Origin of the sequence: Kitasatospora sp. NPDC056651 (assembly GCF_042792155.1) — a bacterium.
Classification (GTDB): domain Bacteria; phylum Actinomycetota; class Actinomycetes; order Streptomycetales; family Streptomycetaceae; genus Kitasatospora.
Genome location: NZ_JBHTWX010000006.1, coordinates 36,009 through 54,770, shown reverse-complemented (window position 1 = coordinate 54,770; position 18,762 = coordinate 36,009). Strand labels below are relative to the sequence as shown.

The 18,762-nt window shown below is 73.8% G+C and carries 15 protein-coding genes; 11 read left to right on the top strand and 4 right to left on the bottom strand.

Translation table 11 applies throughout. The features are described 5' to 3' along the window. Positions 1–167 precede the first annotated feature (167 nt). Together ACFRAR_RS04800 and ACFRAR_RS04795 are read left to right on the top strand one after the other, a co-directional pair. Positions 168–3,584 (top strand): S8 family serine peptidase, encoded by a 3,417-nt coding sequence (locus ACFRAR_RS04800; RefSeq protein WP_380694794.1) that lies wholly within the window; start codon positions 168–170, stop codon positions 3,582–3,584. Positions 3,585–3,744: 160 nt separating this feature from the next. Continuing rightward, positions 3,745–4,728, top strand: a complete 984-nt coding sequence (locus ACFRAR_RS04795) for an alpha/beta fold hydrolase (RefSeq protein WP_380694924.1) — start codon at positions 3,745–3,747, stop codon at positions 4,726–4,728. Between the two features lie 49 nt (positions 4,729–4,777). On the opposite strand, the gene ACFRAR_RS04790 is transcribed toward ACFRAR_RS04795, so the two are convergent. The 3 genes from ACFRAR_RS04790 to ACFRAR_RS04780 form a co-directional block, all read right to left on the bottom strand. Beyond that, on the bottom strand, positions 4,778–6,235 hold the full coding sequence (locus ACFRAR_RS04790) for a VWA domain-containing protein (protein WP_380694792.1): 1,458 nt from the start codon (positions 6,233–6,235) through the stop codon (positions 4,778–4,780). Next, the gene (locus tag ACFRAR_RS04785; protein WP_380694790.1) at positions 6,232–7,110 is read right to left on the bottom strand and encodes an AAA family ATPase; all 879 of its coding nucleotides are present in this window, start codon (positions 7,108–7,110) and stop codon (positions 6,232–6,234) included. The genes ACFRAR_RS04790 and ACFRAR_RS04785 overlap by 4 nt, the downstream gene beginning before the upstream one ends. 195 nt (positions 7,111–7,305) lie before the next feature. Further along, positions 7,306–7,977, bottom strand: coding sequence for a Tat pathway signal sequence domain protein (locus tag ACFRAR_RS04780; protein WP_380694788.1), 672 nt, complete (start codon positions 7,975–7,977; stop codon positions 7,306–7,308). 486 nt (positions 7,978–8,463) lie between these two features. Here ACFRAR_RS04780 and ACFRAR_RS04775 point away from each other — a divergent pair, with 486 nt between their 5' ends. The 6 genes from ACFRAR_RS04775 (at position 8,464) to ACFRAR_RS04750 (ending at position 13,925) form a co-directional block, all read left to right on the top strand. Further along, entirely contained in the window at positions 8,464–9,192 is a 729-nt protein-coding gene (locus tag ACFRAR_RS04775; RefSeq protein WP_380694786.1) for a TetR/AcrR family transcriptional regulator, read from the top strand. Between the two features lie 188 nt (positions 9,193–9,380). Continuing rightward, positions 9,381–10,037 carry a DUF6230 family protein gene (locus ACFRAR_RS04770; protein WP_380694784.1) on the top strand — a complete coding sequence of 219 codons (657 nt, stop codon included), beginning with the start codon at positions 9,381–9,383 and terminating at the stop codon, positions 10,035–10,037. A 1-nt stretch (position 10,038) separates the two neighbouring features. Then, entirely contained in the window at positions 10,039–10,572 is a 534-nt protein-coding gene (locus ACFRAR_RS04765) for a DUF6114 domain-containing protein (RefSeq protein WP_380694782.1), read from the top strand. A 290-nt stretch (positions 10,573–10,862) separates the two neighbouring features. Next, on the top strand, positions 10,863–12,116 hold the full coding sequence (locus ACFRAR_RS04760; RefSeq protein ID WP_380694780.1) for a globin domain-containing protein: 1,254 nt from the start codon (positions 10,863–10,865) through the stop codon (positions 12,114–12,116). Positions 12,117–12,324: 208 nt separating this feature from the next. After that, on the top strand, positions 12,325–13,296 hold the full coding sequence (locus ACFRAR_RS04755; RefSeq protein WP_380694778.1) for a GlxA family transcriptional regulator: 972 nt from the start codon (positions 12,325–12,327) through the stop codon (positions 13,294–13,296). After that, positions 13,296–13,925, top strand: a complete 630-nt coding sequence (locus ACFRAR_RS04750) for a DJ-1/PfpI family protein (protein WP_380694776.1) — start codon at positions 13,296–13,298, stop codon at positions 13,923–13,925. The genes ACFRAR_RS04755 and ACFRAR_RS04750 overlap by 1 nt, the downstream gene beginning before the upstream one ends. Before the next feature lie 57 nt (positions 13,926–13,982). Here the strand turns inward: ACFRAR_RS04750 and ACFRAR_RS04745 are convergent, their stop codons facing one another. Beyond that, positions 13,983–15,386 carry a selenium-binding protein SBP56-related protein gene (locus ACFRAR_RS04745; protein ID WP_380694774.1) on the bottom strand — a complete coding sequence of 468 codons (1,404 nt, stop codon included), beginning with the start codon at positions 15,384–15,386 and terminating at the stop codon, positions 13,983–13,985. A 222-nt stretch (positions 15,387–15,608) separates the two neighbouring features. Between ACFRAR_RS04745 and ACFRAR_RS04740 the strand changes: the two genes are divergently transcribed. The 3 genes from ACFRAR_RS04740 (at position 15,609) to ACFRAR_RS04730 (ending at position 18,427) form a co-directional block, all read left to right on the top strand. Continuing rightward, a complete protein-coding gene (locus ACFRAR_RS04740) occupies positions 15,609–16,640 on the top strand; it encodes an alpha/beta hydrolase (protein WP_380694772.1) in 1,032 nt (343 codons plus the stop codon). A gap of 53 nt (positions 16,641–16,693) precedes the next feature. After that, positions 16,694–17,488 (top strand): spermidine synthase, encoded by a 795-nt coding sequence (locus ACFRAR_RS04735; protein WP_380694922.1) that lies wholly within the window; start codon positions 16,694–16,696, stop codon positions 17,486–17,488. Positions 17,489–17,599: 111 nt separating this feature from the next. Continuing rightward, positions 17,600–18,427, top strand: coding sequence for a class I SAM-dependent methyltransferase (locus ACFRAR_RS04730; protein ID WP_380694770.1), 828 nt, complete (start codon positions 17,600–17,602; stop codon positions 18,425–18,427). Positions 18,428–18,762: the final 335 nt, after the last annotated feature.

Sequence of the window (18,762 nt, the reverse complement as noted above, 5' to 3'; positions counted from 1 at the left end):
TTACTTTCTGATGGGGATTTACCCTCTTGTCGTGATCCTCTCAGGTGCGTTGGAATGCGTCAGCTCTTTCATTTGACGAGAGGATTTACATGATCGGCTGGCGGAAAACCCAGCTAGCAGCCGCCGTCACGGTCACCGCCGCGTCCATGGTCCTGAGCCTGGGAACCATGGCCACCGCGGCTCCGGCCCCCGAACCGCGGAACGCCCAGGCGGCGCCCGCGGACGGGACCCCGGTACCGGTGATCGTGATCCTCAGGGACCAGATCGCGGACGCCCCGGCCGACCACGGCCACCTGGGCGCCCGGCAGCAGAAGGCCGCCGCCGCGCAGGCGCCGCTGCTGGACAAGGTCAAGGCGGCCGGCGGTACGGATGTCAAGACGTTCGTGGTCGGCAACGCCTTCTCGGCCAAGGTCAGCCCCGCGCTGCGCGCCCAGCTCCAGGCGGACCCGGCCGTCTCCGCCGTGGTGGCGGACACCCAGGTCCAGGTCGCCCCGCCGGCTGCCGGCAAGACGAAGGCGGCCAAGGACGCCGCCGCCGGGGCCAAGGCGCCCCGGAACGCCACCGCTCCGCAGGCCGTTTCGGGCAGCAACGGTCAGGGTGCCGAGGAGAACGCGACCAACACGGTCTGCCCCTCCGACCCGGGCAAGCCGCTGCTGGAGCCGGAGGGCCTCTACTCGACCCGGGCCGTCACCGGCAACGGCAAGCCCGGCGTGGAGGACCTGGCCACCGGCAAGGGCGTCAAGGTCGCCTACATCGCCGACGCGCTCGACCCGAACAACCCGGACTTCATCCGGGCCGACGGCTCCCACGCCGTGGTCGACTACCAGGACTTCGCGGGCGACGGCTGGGACGCGCCGAGCGGCGCGGCGGAGGCCTTCGGCGACGCCTCGGCGGTCATCTCCCAGGGCCGCCAGGTGTACGACGTCTCGAAGTTCGTCAACGCCTCGCACCCGCTCCCGGCCGGCTGCAACATCCGCATCCGCGGCCTCGCCCCGGACGCCGACCTGGTCGCGCTGAAGGCCGGCGGCGAGATGATGTCCAACTCCTCGATCCTCCAGTCGATCGACTACGCGGTGCGGGTCGCCCACGTGGACGTCCTGAACGAGTCCTTCGGCGGCAACGTCACCCCGGACAGCGGCGCGCACGACACCATCTCGCTCTTCAACGAGCAGGCCGTCAAGGCCGGTGTCACCGTGGCCGTCTCCAGCGGCGACGCCGGCATCAGCGGCACCGTCGGCACCCCGGCCACCGACCCGTACGTGATCGCGGTCGGCGCCTCCACCGACAACCAGAACTACCAGCAGACCGGTTACGCGGCCTCCCAGTTCTCCAACCGGACCTGGAGCGACAACCGGATCTCCGCGCTCTCCTCGGGCGGCTTCACCCAGGCCGGCCGGACCGTCGACCTGGTCGCCCCGGGCGAGTCGGACTGGTCGGTCTGCACGCCGGACCCGGTCAAGTACACCGAGTGCACCGGCTACAACGGCCAGCCCTCGCCGATCCAGCCGTTCGGCGGCACCAGCCAGTCGGCCCCGTTCGTCACCGGTGCCGCGGCCCTGGTCATCCAGGCCTACCGCGACACCCACGGCGGCGACTCGCCCGCCCCGGCGCTGGTGAAGAAGTTCCTCACCGGCACCGCCACCGACCTCGGCGTCCCGGCCGAGGAGCAGGGCGCGGGCCTGCTGAACGTCCGCGCCGCCGTCGAGGCCGCCCGCGGCTACGACGACGGGGACGGCACCCCCGGCGCGAAGACCGTCGTGGTCAACACCGGCCAGGTCGACATCGCCGGCGCGCCCGGTTCGACCCACACCGCCGACGTGTCCGTCACCAACACCAGTGACAGCACCCGGACGGTGAGCGCCTCGACCCGCAGCTTCGCCCCGCAGTCGGCGAACCAGCAGACCGTCCAGCTGGACTCGGCCTCGACGGACACCTTCAAGTACGCGACCAACGGCGCGGACTGGGTGCAGAAGCAGGTCAAGTTCACCGTCCCGGCCGGCGCCGACCGCCTCGCGGCCTCGATCGCCTGGCAGGGCGCGCCCAACCCGGTCTCCAACGGGCCGGTGGTCCGCCTGACGCTGCTCAACCCGTCGGGCCGCTTCGAGACCAACACCCGTCCGCAGGGCGGCGCCACCCCGGCGAACTTCGGCCTGGTGGACGTCCCGCGCCCGGTGGCCGGCGAGTGGACCGCGGTCCTCTACACCCCGGCGGGCAAGGCCGGTTACACCGGTGCCGTCCAGTTCGGCACCGCCACCCAGCGCGCGGTGCCGGCCGGCGCCGTGAGCCCGAGCACCACCGACCTGAAGCCGGGCCAGACCAAGACCCTCAAGGTCCAGCTCACCACCCCGGCCACCAGCGGCGACTCCAGCGAGGCCGTCGTGGTCTCCGGCTCCGACGGCAACACCACCAGCGTCCCGGTGACGCTGCGCAGCCTCGTCCCGGTGAGCAACGGCAAGGGCACCTTCACGGGCACCGTCACCGGTGGCAACGCCCGCAACGTCTCGCCGACGCAGAGCTTCTCGTACGCCTTCGACGTCCCGAAGGGCCAGAAGGACCTGCGGGTCGGCCTGACCGTCGCCAAGGACGCGAAGCTGCTCCTGCAGGGCGCGCTGATCAGCCCCAACGGCACTCCGGTCGACATCGAGGGCAACGGGCTGTTCGACGCCCAGGGCAACCTGACCGGCACCGGTGACGGCGTCTCCGCCACCGCCGTCGACCCGGCGGCGGGCCGCTGGCGGTTCGTCCTGAACGTGCTCGGCCCGGTCAGCGGCCAGGAGCTCTCCCAGGACTTCACCGGCACCGTGGCGTTCAACCAGAACCAGGCCACCGCGGCCGGGCTGCCGAACGACGCGCGCACCAGGCTGGCGGCCGGCAAGCCGGTCACCGTCCAGGTGAACTACACCAACAACACCGTCGCCACCCAGCGGATCGCGGCCGACGGCCGGCTGGACCGCCGGGTCGACCTGCCGCTGGTGCCGCAGGGTGCCTCGGCGACCGTCACCCTGCCGCTGAGCCTCAGCTCCACGGTGCCGTCCTTCCTGGTGCCGCCGGGCACCGACCGCCTCAAGGCCGTGGCGGCGTCCTCGACGCCGGCCCAGATCGAGATGAGCGGCACCGCCGGCTCGCCGGACCTGTTCGGCGACCTGACGAAGGCCCAGAGCGGTTCGACCGTCTCGGTCGCCACCGACAGCGGCACCGCCGAGCAGCCGATCGTGCCCGGCATCTGGAGCACCTTCGTCCAGCAGATCGGCCCGTTCACCAACGCGGGCGCGCCGGCCGGCACCTCCACCATCACGGCCACCGCGCACACCCAGGCCTTCGACCCGGCGCTGACCTCCAGCACCGGTGACCCGTACGCCGCCTCGGTGAACGCCTCGGCCGCGGCCGCCACCCCGGTGACCGTCGCCCCCGGCGCCACCGGCTCGTTCCGGGTGACGCTGACCCCGACCGGCCCGAAGGGCAGCACCGTCAAGGGCGTGCTGTACCTGGTGTCCGGCCCGACCGGCGTGGCCACCGCCAACAACGCCCTGAACACCACCGGTTCGGTGCTCGCGGCGATCCCGTACAGCTACACGGTGAACTGACGATCAGTCAATTCGCTTGTCACCGAGGCCGTCCCGGAACTCCGGGGCGGCCTCGGCCGTTCCGCCGGAGACGGCGAGCGATGGGGCTCCGGGCGTGGTGGGCGGTGGGGTTCCGGGGGCGGCCGGGTGGGCAGGGTCGGAAGTGGACGTATCCGAACGGATGGGGAGTGGCGAGTTGAACGACGCGATCAAGCACCACGAGGTCGAGGTCAACGGCGTACGGCTGCACTACGCGGAGCAGGGCGAGGGGCCGCTGGTCCTGCTGCTGCACGGCTTCCCGGAGAGCTGGTACTCCTGGCGCCACCAGTTCGCGCCGCTCGCCGAGGCCGGCTACCGGGTGGTCGCGCCGGACCAGCGCGGGTACGCCCGCAGCGAGCAGCCCGAGCGGACCGACGCGTACACCCTGCTGCACCTGATGGGCGACATCACCGCGCTGATCGGCGCGCTGGGCGGGGGCCCGGCGGTCGTGGTCGGGCACGACTGGGGCGCGCCGCCGGCCTGGGGCCTGGCGGCGCTGCGGCCGGACCTGGTGCGCGGGGTGGCCGGGCTGAGCGTGCCGCCGCTGCCGGCCGGCCCCAGCGCCCTGTCGGGAGCCCGGGAGACCTTCGGCGAGGGCTTCTACCAGATCTACTTCCAGGAGCCGGGCCGCGCCGACGCCGAGCTGGCGGCCGACGTCAAGTCCAGCCTGCGCCGGATCCTCTGCGGCCTCCGGCCCGAGGGGGAGCCGCGGCCGTGGGTCGTCCCCGAGGGGAGGACGCTGCTGGACACCGTCCCGGAGCCGGAGCGCCTGCCGGACTGGCTCACCGACGCGGACCTCGACGTCTTCGCCGCCGACTACGCCCGGCACGGGGAGCACGCCTTCACCGGGGGCCTCAACTGGTACCGCAACATCGACCGGAACGCCGAGCTGATGGCGCCGTTCACGGGCGTGCGGATCGACGTGCCCGCGCTGTACGTGGTCGGCGAGCGCGACCTGGTGAACGCGATGATCGCGCCGGAGACGGTGGAGTGGCTGCTGACGAACCTGACACCCAGGCTGCACCGGCAGGTCCGGCTCCCGGAGACGGGGCACTGGACGCAGCAGGAGCGCCCGGCCGAGGTGACCGAGGCGCTGCTGGACTTCCTGGCGCACCTGGACAAGTAGGCCCGTCGGCCCGCCCGTTCCGGCCGGCTCCCGCCCGGGGGCCGGCCGGCTACACGGGCAGCAGCCGGGCGATCAGTTCGCCCAGGCGGCGGGCGTTGCGGCAGGAGTGCATCTCCACGACGCCCGCGTAGGCGAGCGCGGCGGAGTCGCCGGTCGGCCAGAGCGAGGGCTGTTCGGGGTTGAGCCAGAACACCCGGCGGGCCCGGGCGTCGATCCGGCGCAGCGCGTCCAGGTTGGGGTCGCGGTGGTTGTTCCGGGCGTCGCCGAGGACCAGGACGCAGGTGCGCGGGCCGACGGCGTCCAGGTGGCGTTCGGCGAACTCGCCGAGCGCGGAGCCGTAGTCGCTGTTGCCGTGGTAGCCCGTCACCCTGGCCTCGGTGAGGATCCGGGCGGCCAGCGCGGCCGGATCGTCGCCGCCGCGGAGCAGGCCGGTCACCTCGGCGGTGCGGTTGACGAAGGCGAACACCCGGACCTTGCCGAACTGTTCGCTCATCGCCTGGACCAGCAGCATGGTGAAGTCGGCGAAGCCCGCCACCGAGCCGGAGACGTCGCACAGCAGCACCAGCTCCGGGCGGGCCGGGCGGCGCAGCCGGTACGCGGGGCGCAGCGGCACCCCGCCGGTGGCCAGCGAGCGGCGCAGGGTGCGGCGCAGGTCGATCTCGCCGCGGGCGGCGCGGCGGCGCCGGGCGGCCAGCCGGGTGGCGAGCTTGCGGGCCAACGGGTGGACGGTGCGGCGCAGTTCGGCGAGCTGGGTGCGGCCGGCGTAGAGGAAGTCGACCAGGTCGGCGGTGGGGGCGACGGCGCGTTCGACGATCCGTTCGGGGCCGCGCAGTTCGGCGACCCGGCGGCGGGCCTCGCCGGCGGTCATGGCGCGGAAGTCCCGGATGCGGCGGCGGATCTCGTCGGCGAGCACCCGGTCGGAGACGTCGACCGCGCCCGGGTCGACCGCGCCCGGGTCGGCCGCGCCTGGGTCGGCCGCGCGCAGGGCGGCGAGGACGCGGGCGAGCAGCGTCTCGGGGGAGAGCCGGCCGAGCGCCTGCTGGGCGGACCAGCCGTCGGAGCCGGGCGAGGAGCCGGCGCCGTAGCGGCCGAAGGCCTCCACCACCTCGCCGGCCAGCCGGGCCTGGGCGGCGCGGTCGTCGGCGGCCAGCGCGGCGGCGAGGCGCTCGCGCAGCCGGTCGCGCAGCGGATCGGGGCGGCCGAAGCGGGGCGGTTCGGGGCCGTCGGGGGCGGGCGGCGGGTCGGCCCGGAGGGCCTCGGGGGTGCCGACGCCGAGCGGGAAGAACAGGTCGAAGGCGGCGTCGAACACCGTCCGCCGGCTTTCGGAGCGCAGCAGGGCGGCGGCCAGGCCGGCCCGCACCTGCTCGCGGTCGGCGAAGCCGAGGACGTCCAGCACGGCGGCGGCGTCCACGGTCTCGGCCGGGCCGATCGGCAGGCCGTGCCCGCGCAGGGCGCGGACCAGGCCGGTGAGGCGGGCGGCGGTGTCCGCCGGGGCCGGGGTGGTCACGCGAGGGTGAGTTTCTGCGCGGCCTTGCGGACGTCGTCCTGGTGCTTGAGGATCACCCCGAGGGTGTCCCGGACGACGGTCTCGTCCAGGGTGTCGGCGCCGAGCGCCAGCAGGGTGCGGGCCCAGTCGATGGTCTCGGCGACGGACGGCGCCTTGCGCAGCTCCATCGCGCGCAGCGCGCCGACGATCCGGACCAGCGACTCGGCCAGCGTCGCGTCCAGGCCGGGCACCTTGAGCCGGACGATCCGGCGCTCCAACTCGGCCTCGGGGTAGTCGAGGTGGAGGAAGAGGCAGCGGCGGCGCAGTGCCTCGGAGAGCTCGCGGGTGGCGTTCGAGGTGAGCAGCACGAAGGGGCGCCGGCTCGCGGTGATGGTGCCCAGCTCGGGCACGGTGACCTGGAAGTCGCTGAGCACCTCCAGCAGCAGCGCCTCCACCTCGACGTCGGCCTTGTCCATCTCGTCGATCAGCAGCACCGTCGGCTCCTCGCCGCGGATCGCGGTGAGCAGCGGGCGGGTGAGCAGGAACTCCTCGCCGAAGATGTCGGTGCGGGCCTCCTGCCAGCCCTCCTCGCGGCCGGCGGTGATCCGCAGCAGCTGCTTGGCGTGGTTCCACTCGTAGAGCGCGCGGGCCTCGTCGATGCCCTCGTAGCACTGGAGCCGGACCAGCCGGGCGTGGCCGATCTCGGCGACGGCCTTGGCGAGTTCGGTCTTGCCGACCCCGGCGGGGCCCTCGACCAGCAGGGGCTTGCCGAGCCGGTCGGCGAGGAAGACGGTGGTGGCCACGGCGGGGGAGGCCAGGTAGCCGGTGGCGGCCAGTCGTTCGGCGGCGTCCGCCACCGAGGTGAAGAAGCCCGTGCCGTGTCCGTCGCCGCTCATCAACCCGCCCCGTTCCGGTTCGCCGTCTCCGTGCGGCGCCACCCTACCGGCCGGTCACTTCGCTGTCTCGGGAGTGCGGTCGCGCGGGGTGCGGCGGTGTCGGGCGCGGTGGCGTCGGGTGCGGTGCGGCGGCGTACGGTCCGGTGAGGGCGCCGTACGCCGCCGTCGTCATGACGGGCCGGTCGGGCCCTGGTGTCAGTTGACGAAGAGGACCGGCTGGCCGGGCGCGGTGACGTCGATGACCTGGCCGTAGGTGGCGCTGAAGTACCCGGTCGAGAAGCACAGGCCGGAGCCGGAGATCAGGCTGAACGGCTGGGCGGAGAAGCCGATGGTGTTGCCGGTGTTCGAGGTGGTGCCGTTGATCCCGGTGGTGTTCTGGTAGACGCAGTTGACGCTGCCCAGGATGGTGTTGAGCACCACCGTGGTGCCCAGCGCGCCGGAGGTGCCGGGGGTGAGCGCGACCGGGTTGCCGGGGGCGTCGCTGACCGTGTTGACCCACGGCAGGTTGTTGACGGTGATGCTCTTGACGCCCGTGACGCCCACGACGTTGGAGGTGCAGGAGCCGAAGGTCTGGGTGTTGAGCTGCTCGGTGGCGCTGCCCGGGGCGGCCGGGTTGGAGGTGACGGTGGCCGAGAAGGAGGAGGTGGCACACTTGACGCCACTCGTCCCGGTGGCGCTGTTGTAGAAGGTCGCGTAGGTGCCGGGGACCAGGTTGGCGGAGAGCACGTCGCCGACGGCGACGGCCGGGCCGGTCGGGCTGCCGGTGGTCAGGACCGCCGAGCCGGCGGCCTGGGCGGGGGCCACGGCGGCGCCGGTGAGGGCGAGCGAGGCGAGGGCGGCGGTGGCGAGGGTGCGGCTGATGCGCATGAGGGTGCCTCTCTCCGTCCAGCGGACGGGTGGGGGAGCCCCCGCGTGCGGGTGTGGTGGTGTGCACGTCGGGGGAGGTGCGGGTCGTACCGGGGGCTTCGTACCGGAGGAGGGCGTACCGGTCGCCCCGGCTCACGCCGAGGGGCGGGCGGGCCCGGCGCCACGGGCCCGTCCGTGCGGTACGGCGGTGCGGCCTTGCGGTGGTGCGGTGGTGCGGTGGTTCGGCCTCGCGGACGGACGGCGGCGTGGAACTCCGCGGCACCGCGCCGTTCGGTCGGGGACGTGCGGTGCCGTGGCGGCACGTCGACGGCTGCCTCCGTCGCGGTCCCGCCTCCGCTGCGGTCCGGTGGCCTGGGCGAACGCCCAGGACCGTCGGAGCCCCCGGAGGTCCGACCGGTGGACGTGTGCTGGCCCACCGGTTGGAAACCTGTCAGTGTTGTAAACCCGGTGTTCCGTCAATGTCAATACAGGACACAGGAGTTGGTGATGGATCGGAAACACCTCCGTGGAGCCGACGTGGCGCTGCTGCCGGGTGCCCGGACCGGCCGCGATCCGGCCCGCTCGATCAAACCCGGGCCGCGCCGGCTGCCCGCCGGGGTGGTCGCCGCGACCCAGCGCGAGCGGCTGCTGGACGGGCTGGTGCGGACCGTCGCCGAACGCGGCTACCAGCACGCCACGGTGAGCGACATCTGCCGTGCGGCGGGCGTGACCAGGCCGGTCTTCTACGAGCTGTTCAGCGGCAAGGAGGACGCCTTCCTGGCCGCGCACCGGTACGGCACCGGTGTGGTGATCCGGCGGATGGCGGAGGCCTTCACGGCCGAATCCGACTGGTGCCGGGGGATCCGCAAGGCGCTCGGCGTGATGCTTCAACTGCTGGCGGGAACGCCGGCGTTCGCCACCATGGCGGTGATCGAGATCGAGGCCGTGGGCCCGGCCGGTCGGCGGGAGCGGGCCCAACTGCTCACCAGGTTCCGCGCGTTCTTCGCCGAGGTTCCCCAACTTCCGGGCGGGGTCGAGTCGAAGGATCTGGTGGATGCCGTGGTGGGTGGCGTCTACAGCGCGGTCTACCGGTGGATCGACTCCGGAAGGACTGATCAACTTCTCGATCTGTTGCCGGTGTTGAGCATGTTCTGCCTGTCGCCGTTCCTCGGACCGGCGGAGGCGGCCGAGCGGCTGGGGGTGCGGGACTGGCCTCGACGTGTCGCGGATTGGTGAAGAAACCTTCGCGCACCTGTATTGACCCGGCCAATACCGGGCAGTAGCTTCCCAGTTACTTACCGCGCGCCGACCGGGCCCGCCCCGCTGCCGAGGGGCCGGCGGTCCGGTCGCGCCGGGGAACGCTGTCCGCGCCAGGACAACGTGCCAAGTGCCTGCACACCCATTTCCATCCCTAGGGAGCACACATGGCCATGTCCGAGGACGCCGCCACGGCGGCCGAGACCCCGCAGACGCCGAGCGGGCCGAGAAGGGGCCGGGTCCGGCTGAAGCGAACCGCCCTGATGGCCGTTCCGGCCGTCGCGGCCGGGGGCGTCCTGATGGCGCTCACCGCCCAGGGCGTGCTCGCCGCCCAGTTCTCCATCTCCGGAATGCCGTTCACCATCACCGCCGACAAGCTGGACGGCGAGGGCTTCGCGCAGTTCGGCGCGCTGGACTCGATGATCCCCGACAGCCCCAACGCCGGCTCCACCGGCGGGCAGGTGCTGGTCGCGGTGTCGGCGATCAAGAAGGCGGAGATCACCAACCTCTGCCAGAGCGTCGACCTCGGCGGCGTCAACCTGCTGATCCGCGCGGGCGACAAGGGCACCCCCGTCTCCGCCACCGACCTCACCACCGACTCCGACCTGCTGTCCGGCAACGCGGAGTTCAAGAACATCGAGATCGGCGGCGACGCCAGCACGTACACCAAGGCCGGACCGGTCGGCAAGGGCAACCCCGGCGTGTTCGGCCAGCAGGCCGACCACGTCACGCTGACCAACCTGAACCAGCACAACTACGCGAGCACCGCCGTCGGGTTCAAACTGCCGAACCTGCGGCTGAGCTTCAGCTCCACGGGCTGCTGACATGGCGGAGTCCGTACCGGAGCCGGCCGACGCCGGCGAGGGCACCGCGGCCCGGGCCGAGGGGGTGGCAGCCGAGGGGACGGCGGCCGCGCCCGCCGCTCAGGCCGTCGCCGCCCCCGACGCCGGTCCTGCCGCACGCCCGGTCAAACGCGACTGGCGGGGCAGACGACCGTTCTGGGGCGGACTGCTGGTGACGCTCGGCGGTGCCGAGGTCCTGTTCACCCTGAAGGCCCCGCTGCCCGTCATCCTGCACATCGGGATGGAAGGGCTGGCCGGGTACCTGGTGCCGGCGGTGATGGTGCTGTGCGGCCTGCTGATCCTGTTCAACCCGGCTCAGCGGCTGTTCTACTCCTTCGTCGCCGTGCTGGCGTCGCTCGGCACCTGGCTCACCTCCAACCTGGGTGGCTTCGTGGTCGGGATGATGCTCGGGGTGGTCGGGTCCTGTCTCACCTTCGGGTGGCTGCCCGACCAGCCGCTGCGCCAGGGCCGGCAGCGGCGGCTGGAGCGCCGGGAGGCACGCCAGGCGGGAGCCTGACGGCGGTGCCCCGGGTCCTGGTGGTAGGAGAGCGCCAGGGCGCGGGGCGCCACTGCGCCGTTCGCGTGCCCGGGGTCGCCCCCCCCCGGTCCGGTGCCGGCCCGCCGTCCGACGCGGCGTCCGGTCCCGTTCCCGCGCCCGTTCCTGGCCAAGTGTCCGGATTCGTACCACGGCGGCCGAGAACCGTTCCGTAACGTCCGTCACATCCGCAAGGGGTCGTTGGTCCCGGGTCCGTCCGGGGCGATCGGCCCTTCTCGTGTTCGACGGCTCGGCAGTTCACTGGGCGGGACATGGACAACAGCAGCAGCATCAGCACTGGCACCGCCACCGCCACCGCCGAGTACGACCGCCTGATCGCCCGCCATCACGCGATGCGCCTGCGACGCCAACTCCTCGCCCCGTCCTCGTCGGGCGGCGGCGACTTCGGGTACGGCGCGTACGGCGAGGAGGGCGGCTACGACGGCGCCGCCGACCAGCACCTGATCCGGCGCGACCTCGACGTGATCTCCCCGCTCGCGGACCTGATCGACCACCTCTACCTGGTGATGTTCAGCCACCGCCCGTACCTGCGATCGCTCTTCCCCGCCTCGATGGAGTTCCAGCAGCTCCACCTGGAACGGATCTTCCACCACCTGATCGACAACCTCGACCGCCCGGCCGAACTGGAGCAGACGCTGCGCCAGCTCGGCCGCGACCACCGCAAGCTGGGCGTGCGACCGGTGCACTACGAGGCCTTCGAGGAGGCCCTGTGCGCGGCCGTCCGGCACCGGGCCGGCGAGCGCTGGACCGACGAGCTGGAGGGCGCCTGGGTGCGGATGCTGCGGTTCGCCGTCGGCGCGATGGTCGCCGGCGCGGACTCGGCGCTCACCGAGCCCCCGTACTGGCACGCCGTGGTGACCGGCCACGAGCGCCGCCGCCCCGACCTCGCCGTGCTGCGGGTGCGCACCGGCGAGCCGTACCCGTACCTGGCCGGCCAGTACGGCACCGTCGAGCACCCGGCGCTGCCGCACACCTGGCGGCAGTACTCGATGGGCTGCGCCCCGCGCGCCGACAACGAGCTGGAGTTCCACGTCCGCCGCACCGGCCCCGGCGGGGTCAGCGCCGCGCTCGTCGAGCACACCTCGGTCGGCGACCGGCTGCGCCTCGGCCCGCCGCGCGGCAGTCTGATGTCCGACGGGGACCGGCGCGACCTGCTGCTGGTCGCGGGCGGCACCGGACTGGCGCCGATGAAGGCGATCATCGAGCAGCAGACCGCCCACCGGCCGACCGGCCGGATGGTCCACCTGTTCGTCGGCGCGCGGGACCGCTCGGACCTCTACGACTGGCAGGCGCTCTCCGAACTCGGCCTGCACAAGCCGTGGCTGACCGTCACCCCGGTCACCGTCGGGGAACTCGCCGACACCGTCGCGGCGGCCGGCGACTGGCGCGACCACCTGGCCTGCGTCACCGGCCCGATCGGCATGGTCGGCTCCGTCCGCACCCGGCTGACGGCGGCGGGGCTGCCCCCGGCCCGGATCCGGTTCGACCAGGCCCTGTTCCGCTGACCTGGCCTCCCCAGCGGCCTCACCCGACCCGGCGGTCCCACTCTCCCCGGCGGCCCCGCCCTCCCCGGCGGCCCCGCCCTCCCCGGCGGCCCCGCCCTCCCCGGCGGCCCCGCCCTCCCCGGCGGTCCCGCCGCTCCACGCGTCCGATGGCAGGAAAGGTGGGAAGCAGGTCATTGCTGCCGTCGCGGCCCGCTGCCAGGCTGGCCGCATGAGAGCGCGCCACGTGGTCATCGTCCTCTTCGAGGGCGCCCAGAGCCTCGACGTGACCGGGCCCCTGGAAGTGTTCGCGGGGGCCGCCAGAGCCGGCGGCCCGGCGGGGGCCTACCGGGTGACCACCGCTTCCCCCGGTGGTCACCCGGTGCGCACCCAGAGCGGCCTGCGGCTGCTGCCGGACGCGGACCTCGCCGAGGTCGGCCCGGTGCACACCCTGCTGGTTCCCGGCGGCGACGGCACCGCCCGCCCCGACCCCGCCCTGGTGGCGGGGATCCGGGAACTGGCCGACCGGTCCGAGCGGGTGGTGTCGGTGTGCACCGGCGCCTTCCTGCTCGCCGAGGCCGGGCTGCTGGCCGGACGCCGGGCGACCACGCACTGGGCGTACTGCGAGGAGCTGGCCCGGCGGTTCCCGGACGTGGAGGTGGTCCCGGACCCGATCCACGTCCGGGACGGGCACGTCGCCACCTCGGCCGGGGTCACCGCCGGGATCGACCTGGCGCTGGCCCTGGTCGAGGAGGACCTCGGGCGGGACACCGCGCTGCTGGTCGCCCGTCACCTGGTGGTGTTCCTGCGCCGGCCGGGCAACCAGGCCCAGTTCAGCACCCAGCTGGCCGCCCAGGTGGCGGTCCGCCGGCCGCTGCGCGAGGTGCAGCGGTGGATCGCCGAGCACCCGGAGGCCGACCTGTCGGTCGAGGCACTGGCCGACCGCTCGGCGCTGTCGCCGCGGCACTTCGCCCGCGCCTTCACCGCCGAGGTGGGGGTCACCCCGGGCCGGTACGTGGACGGGGTCCGGCTGGAGGCCGCCCGGCGGCTGCTGGAGGACACCGACGACGGCGTCGAGCAGATCGCGCGCTCCTGCGGCTACGGCACCCCGGAGGCGATGCGGCGCGCCTTCGTCCGGGCCCTGGCCGCCCCGCCCGCCGAGTACCGCCGCCGCTTCCGTCCCGAACCCATCGGAGGTCACTGATGCGTGTCGCCGTTCTGCTGTACGACGAGTACACCGCGCTGGACGCGGTCGGCCCCTACGAGGTGCTGTCCCGCATCCCCGGCGCCGAGGTGGTGTTCACGGCCGCCCGGCGCGGGCCGATGCGCACCGACATGAAGAGCCTGGCGCTCACCGCCGACGCCACGCTGGAGGAGGTGGACTCGGCCGACGTGCTGCTGGTGCCCGGAGGACCGGGCACGCCCGCCCAACTGACCGACCAGGCCGTGCTGGAGTGGGTGCGCGCGATCGACGCGACCACCACCTGGACCACCTCGGTCTGCTCCGGCTCGCTGCTGCTGGGCGCGGCCGGGCTGCTGGAGGGGCGCCGGGCGACCTCGCACTGGATCTGCCTGGACCAGCTGGCCACCTTCGGGGCGCGGCCGACCGGCACCGAGCGGGTCGTGGTCGACGGCAAGTACGCGACCGCGGCCGGGGTCTCGGCCGGGATCGACCTCGCGCTGACGATGACCGGCCTGATCGCCGGGGACACCGTCGCGCAGGCGATCCAGCTGACGATCGAGTACGACCCGCAGCCGCCGTACGCGTCGGGCGCCCTCTCGAAGGCGTCCCCCGAGGTGGCCGCGAAGGCCAGGCAGCTGCTGCTGGGCTGACGGCGGGCCGGGGGCGCGGCGACCGTCTCTCCAGGTCACCGCGCCCCCGGCGGCGGCTCAGCGGAAGCAGTACGAGTCGGAGGAGGCGTCGCCGCCCGCCAGGTGGGTCTGGTGGACGCGCAGGCCGCGGAAGTCGGCGCCGTGCGGGAAGAAGCGCTCGTCGACGCTCAGCCCGCCGGCCACCGGGTCGGCGTCCAGCTTGACCATCCAGGGCTCGATGCCCTCCGGGTAGAACTGGTCGTCCCAGGCGCCGTAGAGCGAGTTGGTGAGGTAGAGCCGCCGGCCGTCGCGGCTGATCTCCACCATCTGTGGCGCCCCGTTCAGCGGCCGGCCCGGCTCGGCGGGGTGCGGGGTGCGGGCGACGACGCCGCCGAGCCGTACGGAGCCGGTCAGCCGGGGGTGGAACGGGTCCGAGACGTCGTACTGGAACAGCTCGCCGGTGCCCCAGGCGGAGACGTACAGCCAGCGGTCGTCCACCGTCAGGTTGATGTCGGTGACCAGCGGCGGCACCGCCCCGAAGGGCTGGAGGGCGGGCGGCAGGTCCTCGGCCTTGGCCGGCTCGGCGGGGATCTCGATCACCTTGCGCGCGGTGAAGGCCGGCCCGTCCCGGTACCAGAGCCAGACCGAGGAGGAGAGGTCCTCGACGTTGGTGACCACCCCGGCGAAGCCCCACTCGGCCTGCGGGTCGTGCGCCGGGCGCAGCTCCAGGACCATCTGGTGCTGGTCGCCGAGGTCCACCCGCTGGAGGTGGCGGCCGGAGTCCAGCTCCCAGAAGTGCAGCGCGTGGCCGTACTTGCGCCCGAGCAGGAGGTCGGGCACCACCCCGTTCTCGATCATCCACGGGGTGCCCCACTCGCTGGTGATGCCCACATTGGTGCCCAGGTGCCACCAGACGTCGTAGGCGAGGTGCTGGGGACCGCGCTCGGTCTCCCAGGGGCGCAGCACCTCGAAGGTGGTGTGGTCGAGCAGGGCGACCCCGCCCGGGCCGTCGTCCCCGTCGGCGCCGCCGAGGCAGGACAGGAACACGCCGTCCGGGCCGCAGTGCAGGGTGTGGGGGCGCGAGTAGCCGGCCTTGGCGGCGAGTTCCTCCGCCTCGATCGTCCTGACCAGCCGCGGGCGGACCGGGTCCGGCCGGGTGTCCAGCACGTGCAGCCGGGAGGAGCGCAGCCCGGGCAGCAGCAGGTAGCGCCGTTCCGGGTTCTCGTGGCAGGCGTGGGCGAGGGCACTGGAGCAGGCGTTCCATCCGAAGTGGTGCAACTCGTCGCCGAGTGTCGGGAGTTCGGCGAAGTTCAGGACCTTCCCGTAGGTCGCCGAGTCCGGATCGGTGTCGACGCTCAGCAACGCGTCCGGCTGCTGCCCGGACCGGTCGAAGCCGGCCACGTACGCCAGCTTCTCCGGCGGCGCGGCGATCGCCTCGGCGGCCGAGCGGTAGAGCGATGGATCGGTATGCCCGTGCTGCATGCAAACTCCCCAACTCGCCTGGTCTGTCCGGGAAGCGTTCCACATGGACACCGGCGCACAGCAGGCGCGCGCGGGGGCTGCCGGACGGCGCGGGCGGCTCCCCCCGGCGCGGCGCGCACCCGAGCGCCCGCCCCGGTCGGGACCAAAAGCATTGCGATCATCACATCGCGGCAGGTCGGCGTCACCGGGGACGGGACCGGCCGAGCCAGTACAGTCAGCCCCATGGAGTTCCGTGAAGACATCCTGGGTGCCCCCTACGAGGCGGCCGAGCTGACGCTGCGGCCGGACGACGAGGGGGCGGTGTGCGCGACGCTCGTCCGGCGCCTGGTGCCCGGGTCGGAGCGGGCCGTGCTGTACGTCCACGGCTACAACGACTACTTCTTCCAGACCAACCTGGCCGACCACTACACCGCGCTCGGGTTCTCCTTCTACGCCCTCGACCTGCGCAAGTACGGCCGCTCGCTGCGCCCGCACCAGTCGCCGAACTTCGTGCGCCACCTCGCCGAGTACGACGAGGAGATCGACGAGGCGGTCCGGATCATCCGCGAGCTGGACGGCCACCGGCAGCTGCTGCTCAACGGGCACTCCACCGGCGGGCTGATCGCCGCGCTGTGGGCGGGCCGGCGGGCCGGGCGCGCAGTGGTGGACGGGCTCTTCCTGAACAGCCCGTTCCTGTCGATGCCGGCCGGGCCCGCGGTCCGTACCGTCGGCGGCCCGGCCGTCACGGCGATCGGGCGGATGGCGCCGACCCGCGTCCTGCCGTCCTCCCTCAACCCGCACTACACCCACAGCCTGCACAAGGACCACCAGGGCGAGTGGGACTTCGACCTCACCCTCAAGCCCGCCGAGGGCTTCCCCCTGTACGCGGGCTGGCTGGCGGCGATCCACCAGGGGCACCGGAGGCTGCGGTCCGGGCTGGGCATCGACGTGCCGGTGCTGCTGATGGCCTCGACCCGTTCCATCTCCACCACCGTGTGGAACGAGGGGCTGCGCCGGGCCGACGCGGTGCTGCGCGCCGACGACATCGCCGCGCAGGGGCCGCGGCTGGGCCGACACGTCACCATCGTGCGGATCGAGGACGGCATCCACGACCTGGTGCTGTCCGGCGAGGCGGCCCGCACCCGGGTGTTCGCCGAGCTGGACCACTGGCTGGCCGCCTACCTGGACGTCCCGGCCATCGAGGCTCCGCTCATCGACGCTCCGCTCATCGATGCCCGGCCCGCCGACGCCCGGCCCGCCGGGGAGAGCGCGTGACCGACGAGCCGGTGCCGGTCGGCCGGCAGACCGACCTCGGCTTCGCCAAGCTGATGCCCGACCTCGACCGGGACGGCGGCTGGCTGCTCACCCTGGACGGCACCCCTCAGTCGTACGTCGACCTCGCCGAGCCGACCCACCTGGAGTTCGAGTACACCCGGCGCCTCGGCCACCTCGCCGACGCCCTCGCCCCCGCCGGGCGGCCGCTGGACGCGCTGCACCTGGGCGGCGGCGCGCTCACCCTGCCCCGCTACCTGGCCGCCACCCGCCCCGGCTCGCGCCAGCGGGTGGTGGAGGTGGACGGGCCGCTGCTGGAGCTGGTCGCCGAGCAGCTGCCCTGGCAGGGCCCGGGCGCGGACATCACCGCGACCGTCGGCGACGCCCGGGCCGCCCTCGCCGAGGTCCCGTCCGGCTCGCAGGACCTGGTGATCGCCGACGTCTTCCGCGGCTCGCGCACCCCCGCCCACCTCACCTCGGTGGAGTTCCTGCGGCTGGCGGCGGCCGCGCTGCGCCCCGGCGGCTGCTACGCGGCGAACCTGGCGGACGGCCCGCCGCTGGCCTTTGCCAAGGCGCAGGCGGCCACGGTGCGGGCGGTGTTCCCGTACGTCTGCCTGGTGGCGGAGGCCCCGGTGCTGCGCGGGCGCCGGTACGGCAACATCCTGCTGGCCGGTTCGACGGAGCCGCTGCCGGTGGCCGAGCTGACCCGGCTGCTCGCGGGGGACGTCTTCCCGGCCCGGCTCACCGACGGGGATGACCTGGCGGCGCTGGTCGGCCGGACCGCCCCGGTCACCGACGCCGAGGCCACCGACTCCCCGCCCCCGCCGGACGGCGCGTTCAGCATCGGCTGAGTCGCGCGTCGGCCGGTGCGCGCCCCCTCCGGAGTGCCAGAATCGGCGGATCCACGCCCACGACGGCAGCGCGCCGACGGGGCGACGGGACCACGTCCGAAGGAGCGAGCGATGGTTGGCGGCGGGGAGCGGCTGGAGCTGGGACCGGTGCCGGAGACGGCGCTGTGGACGCTGTGGCACCGGGCGGTGGAGGCGCGGCGGCCGGACACCGTGCTGCACGACCCCAAGGCCGTCGAGCTGGTCGACCGGATCGACTACCCCTTCGCGGAGCGGTTCGGGGAGAACGCGCTGACGGCCCAGCTCCAGGCCCTGCGGGCGGCCTGCTTCGACCGCGAGGTGGCGGACTTCCTCGCCCGGGAGCCGCGCGGCACGGTGGTCTGTCTGGGGGAGGGCCTGGAGACCCAGTACTGGCGGGTCGACAACGGGCGGGCCCGCTGGCTGAGCGTGGACCTTCCCGACTCGGTGGCGCTGCGCGGGGAACTGCTGCCGCCCGGCCCGCGCCAGCGCTATCTGGCCGCCGACGCCGCCGAACTGGGGTGGGCCGAGGAGGTGGACCGCGACCGCGGGGTGCTGGTCAGCACGCAAGGACTGCTGATGTACCTTCCGCCGGACCGGGTGAGATCCCTGCTCGCCGGCTGCGCGGAGCGGTTCCCGGGCGGCTCGCTCGTGCTGGACGCCGTGCCGCGCTGGTTCGGCCGGCTCGCCCGGAACGGGAAGGCGCGGGCCCAGGGCTACCAGGCGCCGCCGATGCCGTGGGCGATGGACGCGGACGAGCGGGACAAGCTCCGCACGGCCGACCCGGCGGTGGCGGCGGTGCGGGACGTCCGGCCGGCCGGCGGACGCGGGCTCGTCGGCGCCCTGCTGCCGTTCGCGCTGACCGTTCCGCCCCTGGCCACCCGCCGTCCCTCCGTCACCGTGCTGGACTTCGCGGCTCGCTGACCCGCCGGCGAGAGCCGGGTCCGGATCCGGGGCCGAATCCGGGTCCGGGTCCGGGTCCGGGGCCGGACCGCCCCGCCGTGCCGACACGACGGTTCGTCACCGACCGGGCCGAGGGCGGACTCCGGCGCCCCGGTGATCCGGGCCGAGCGCGCGTGCACGGGCGGATCCGAGCCCGTGCCGTCTGGGGCAACTCCGTTCCGGGCCCGCCGCCTAGCGTGGTTCCGTGTCCGATCACGACTCGATATGAGCCCGAGTTCCCGGTGAAGTCGGACGATCTCCGGTGACAGTTCAACCACGGAGGGCTCCGGCCGCGTTCTCGTCGACAGGATCACCGA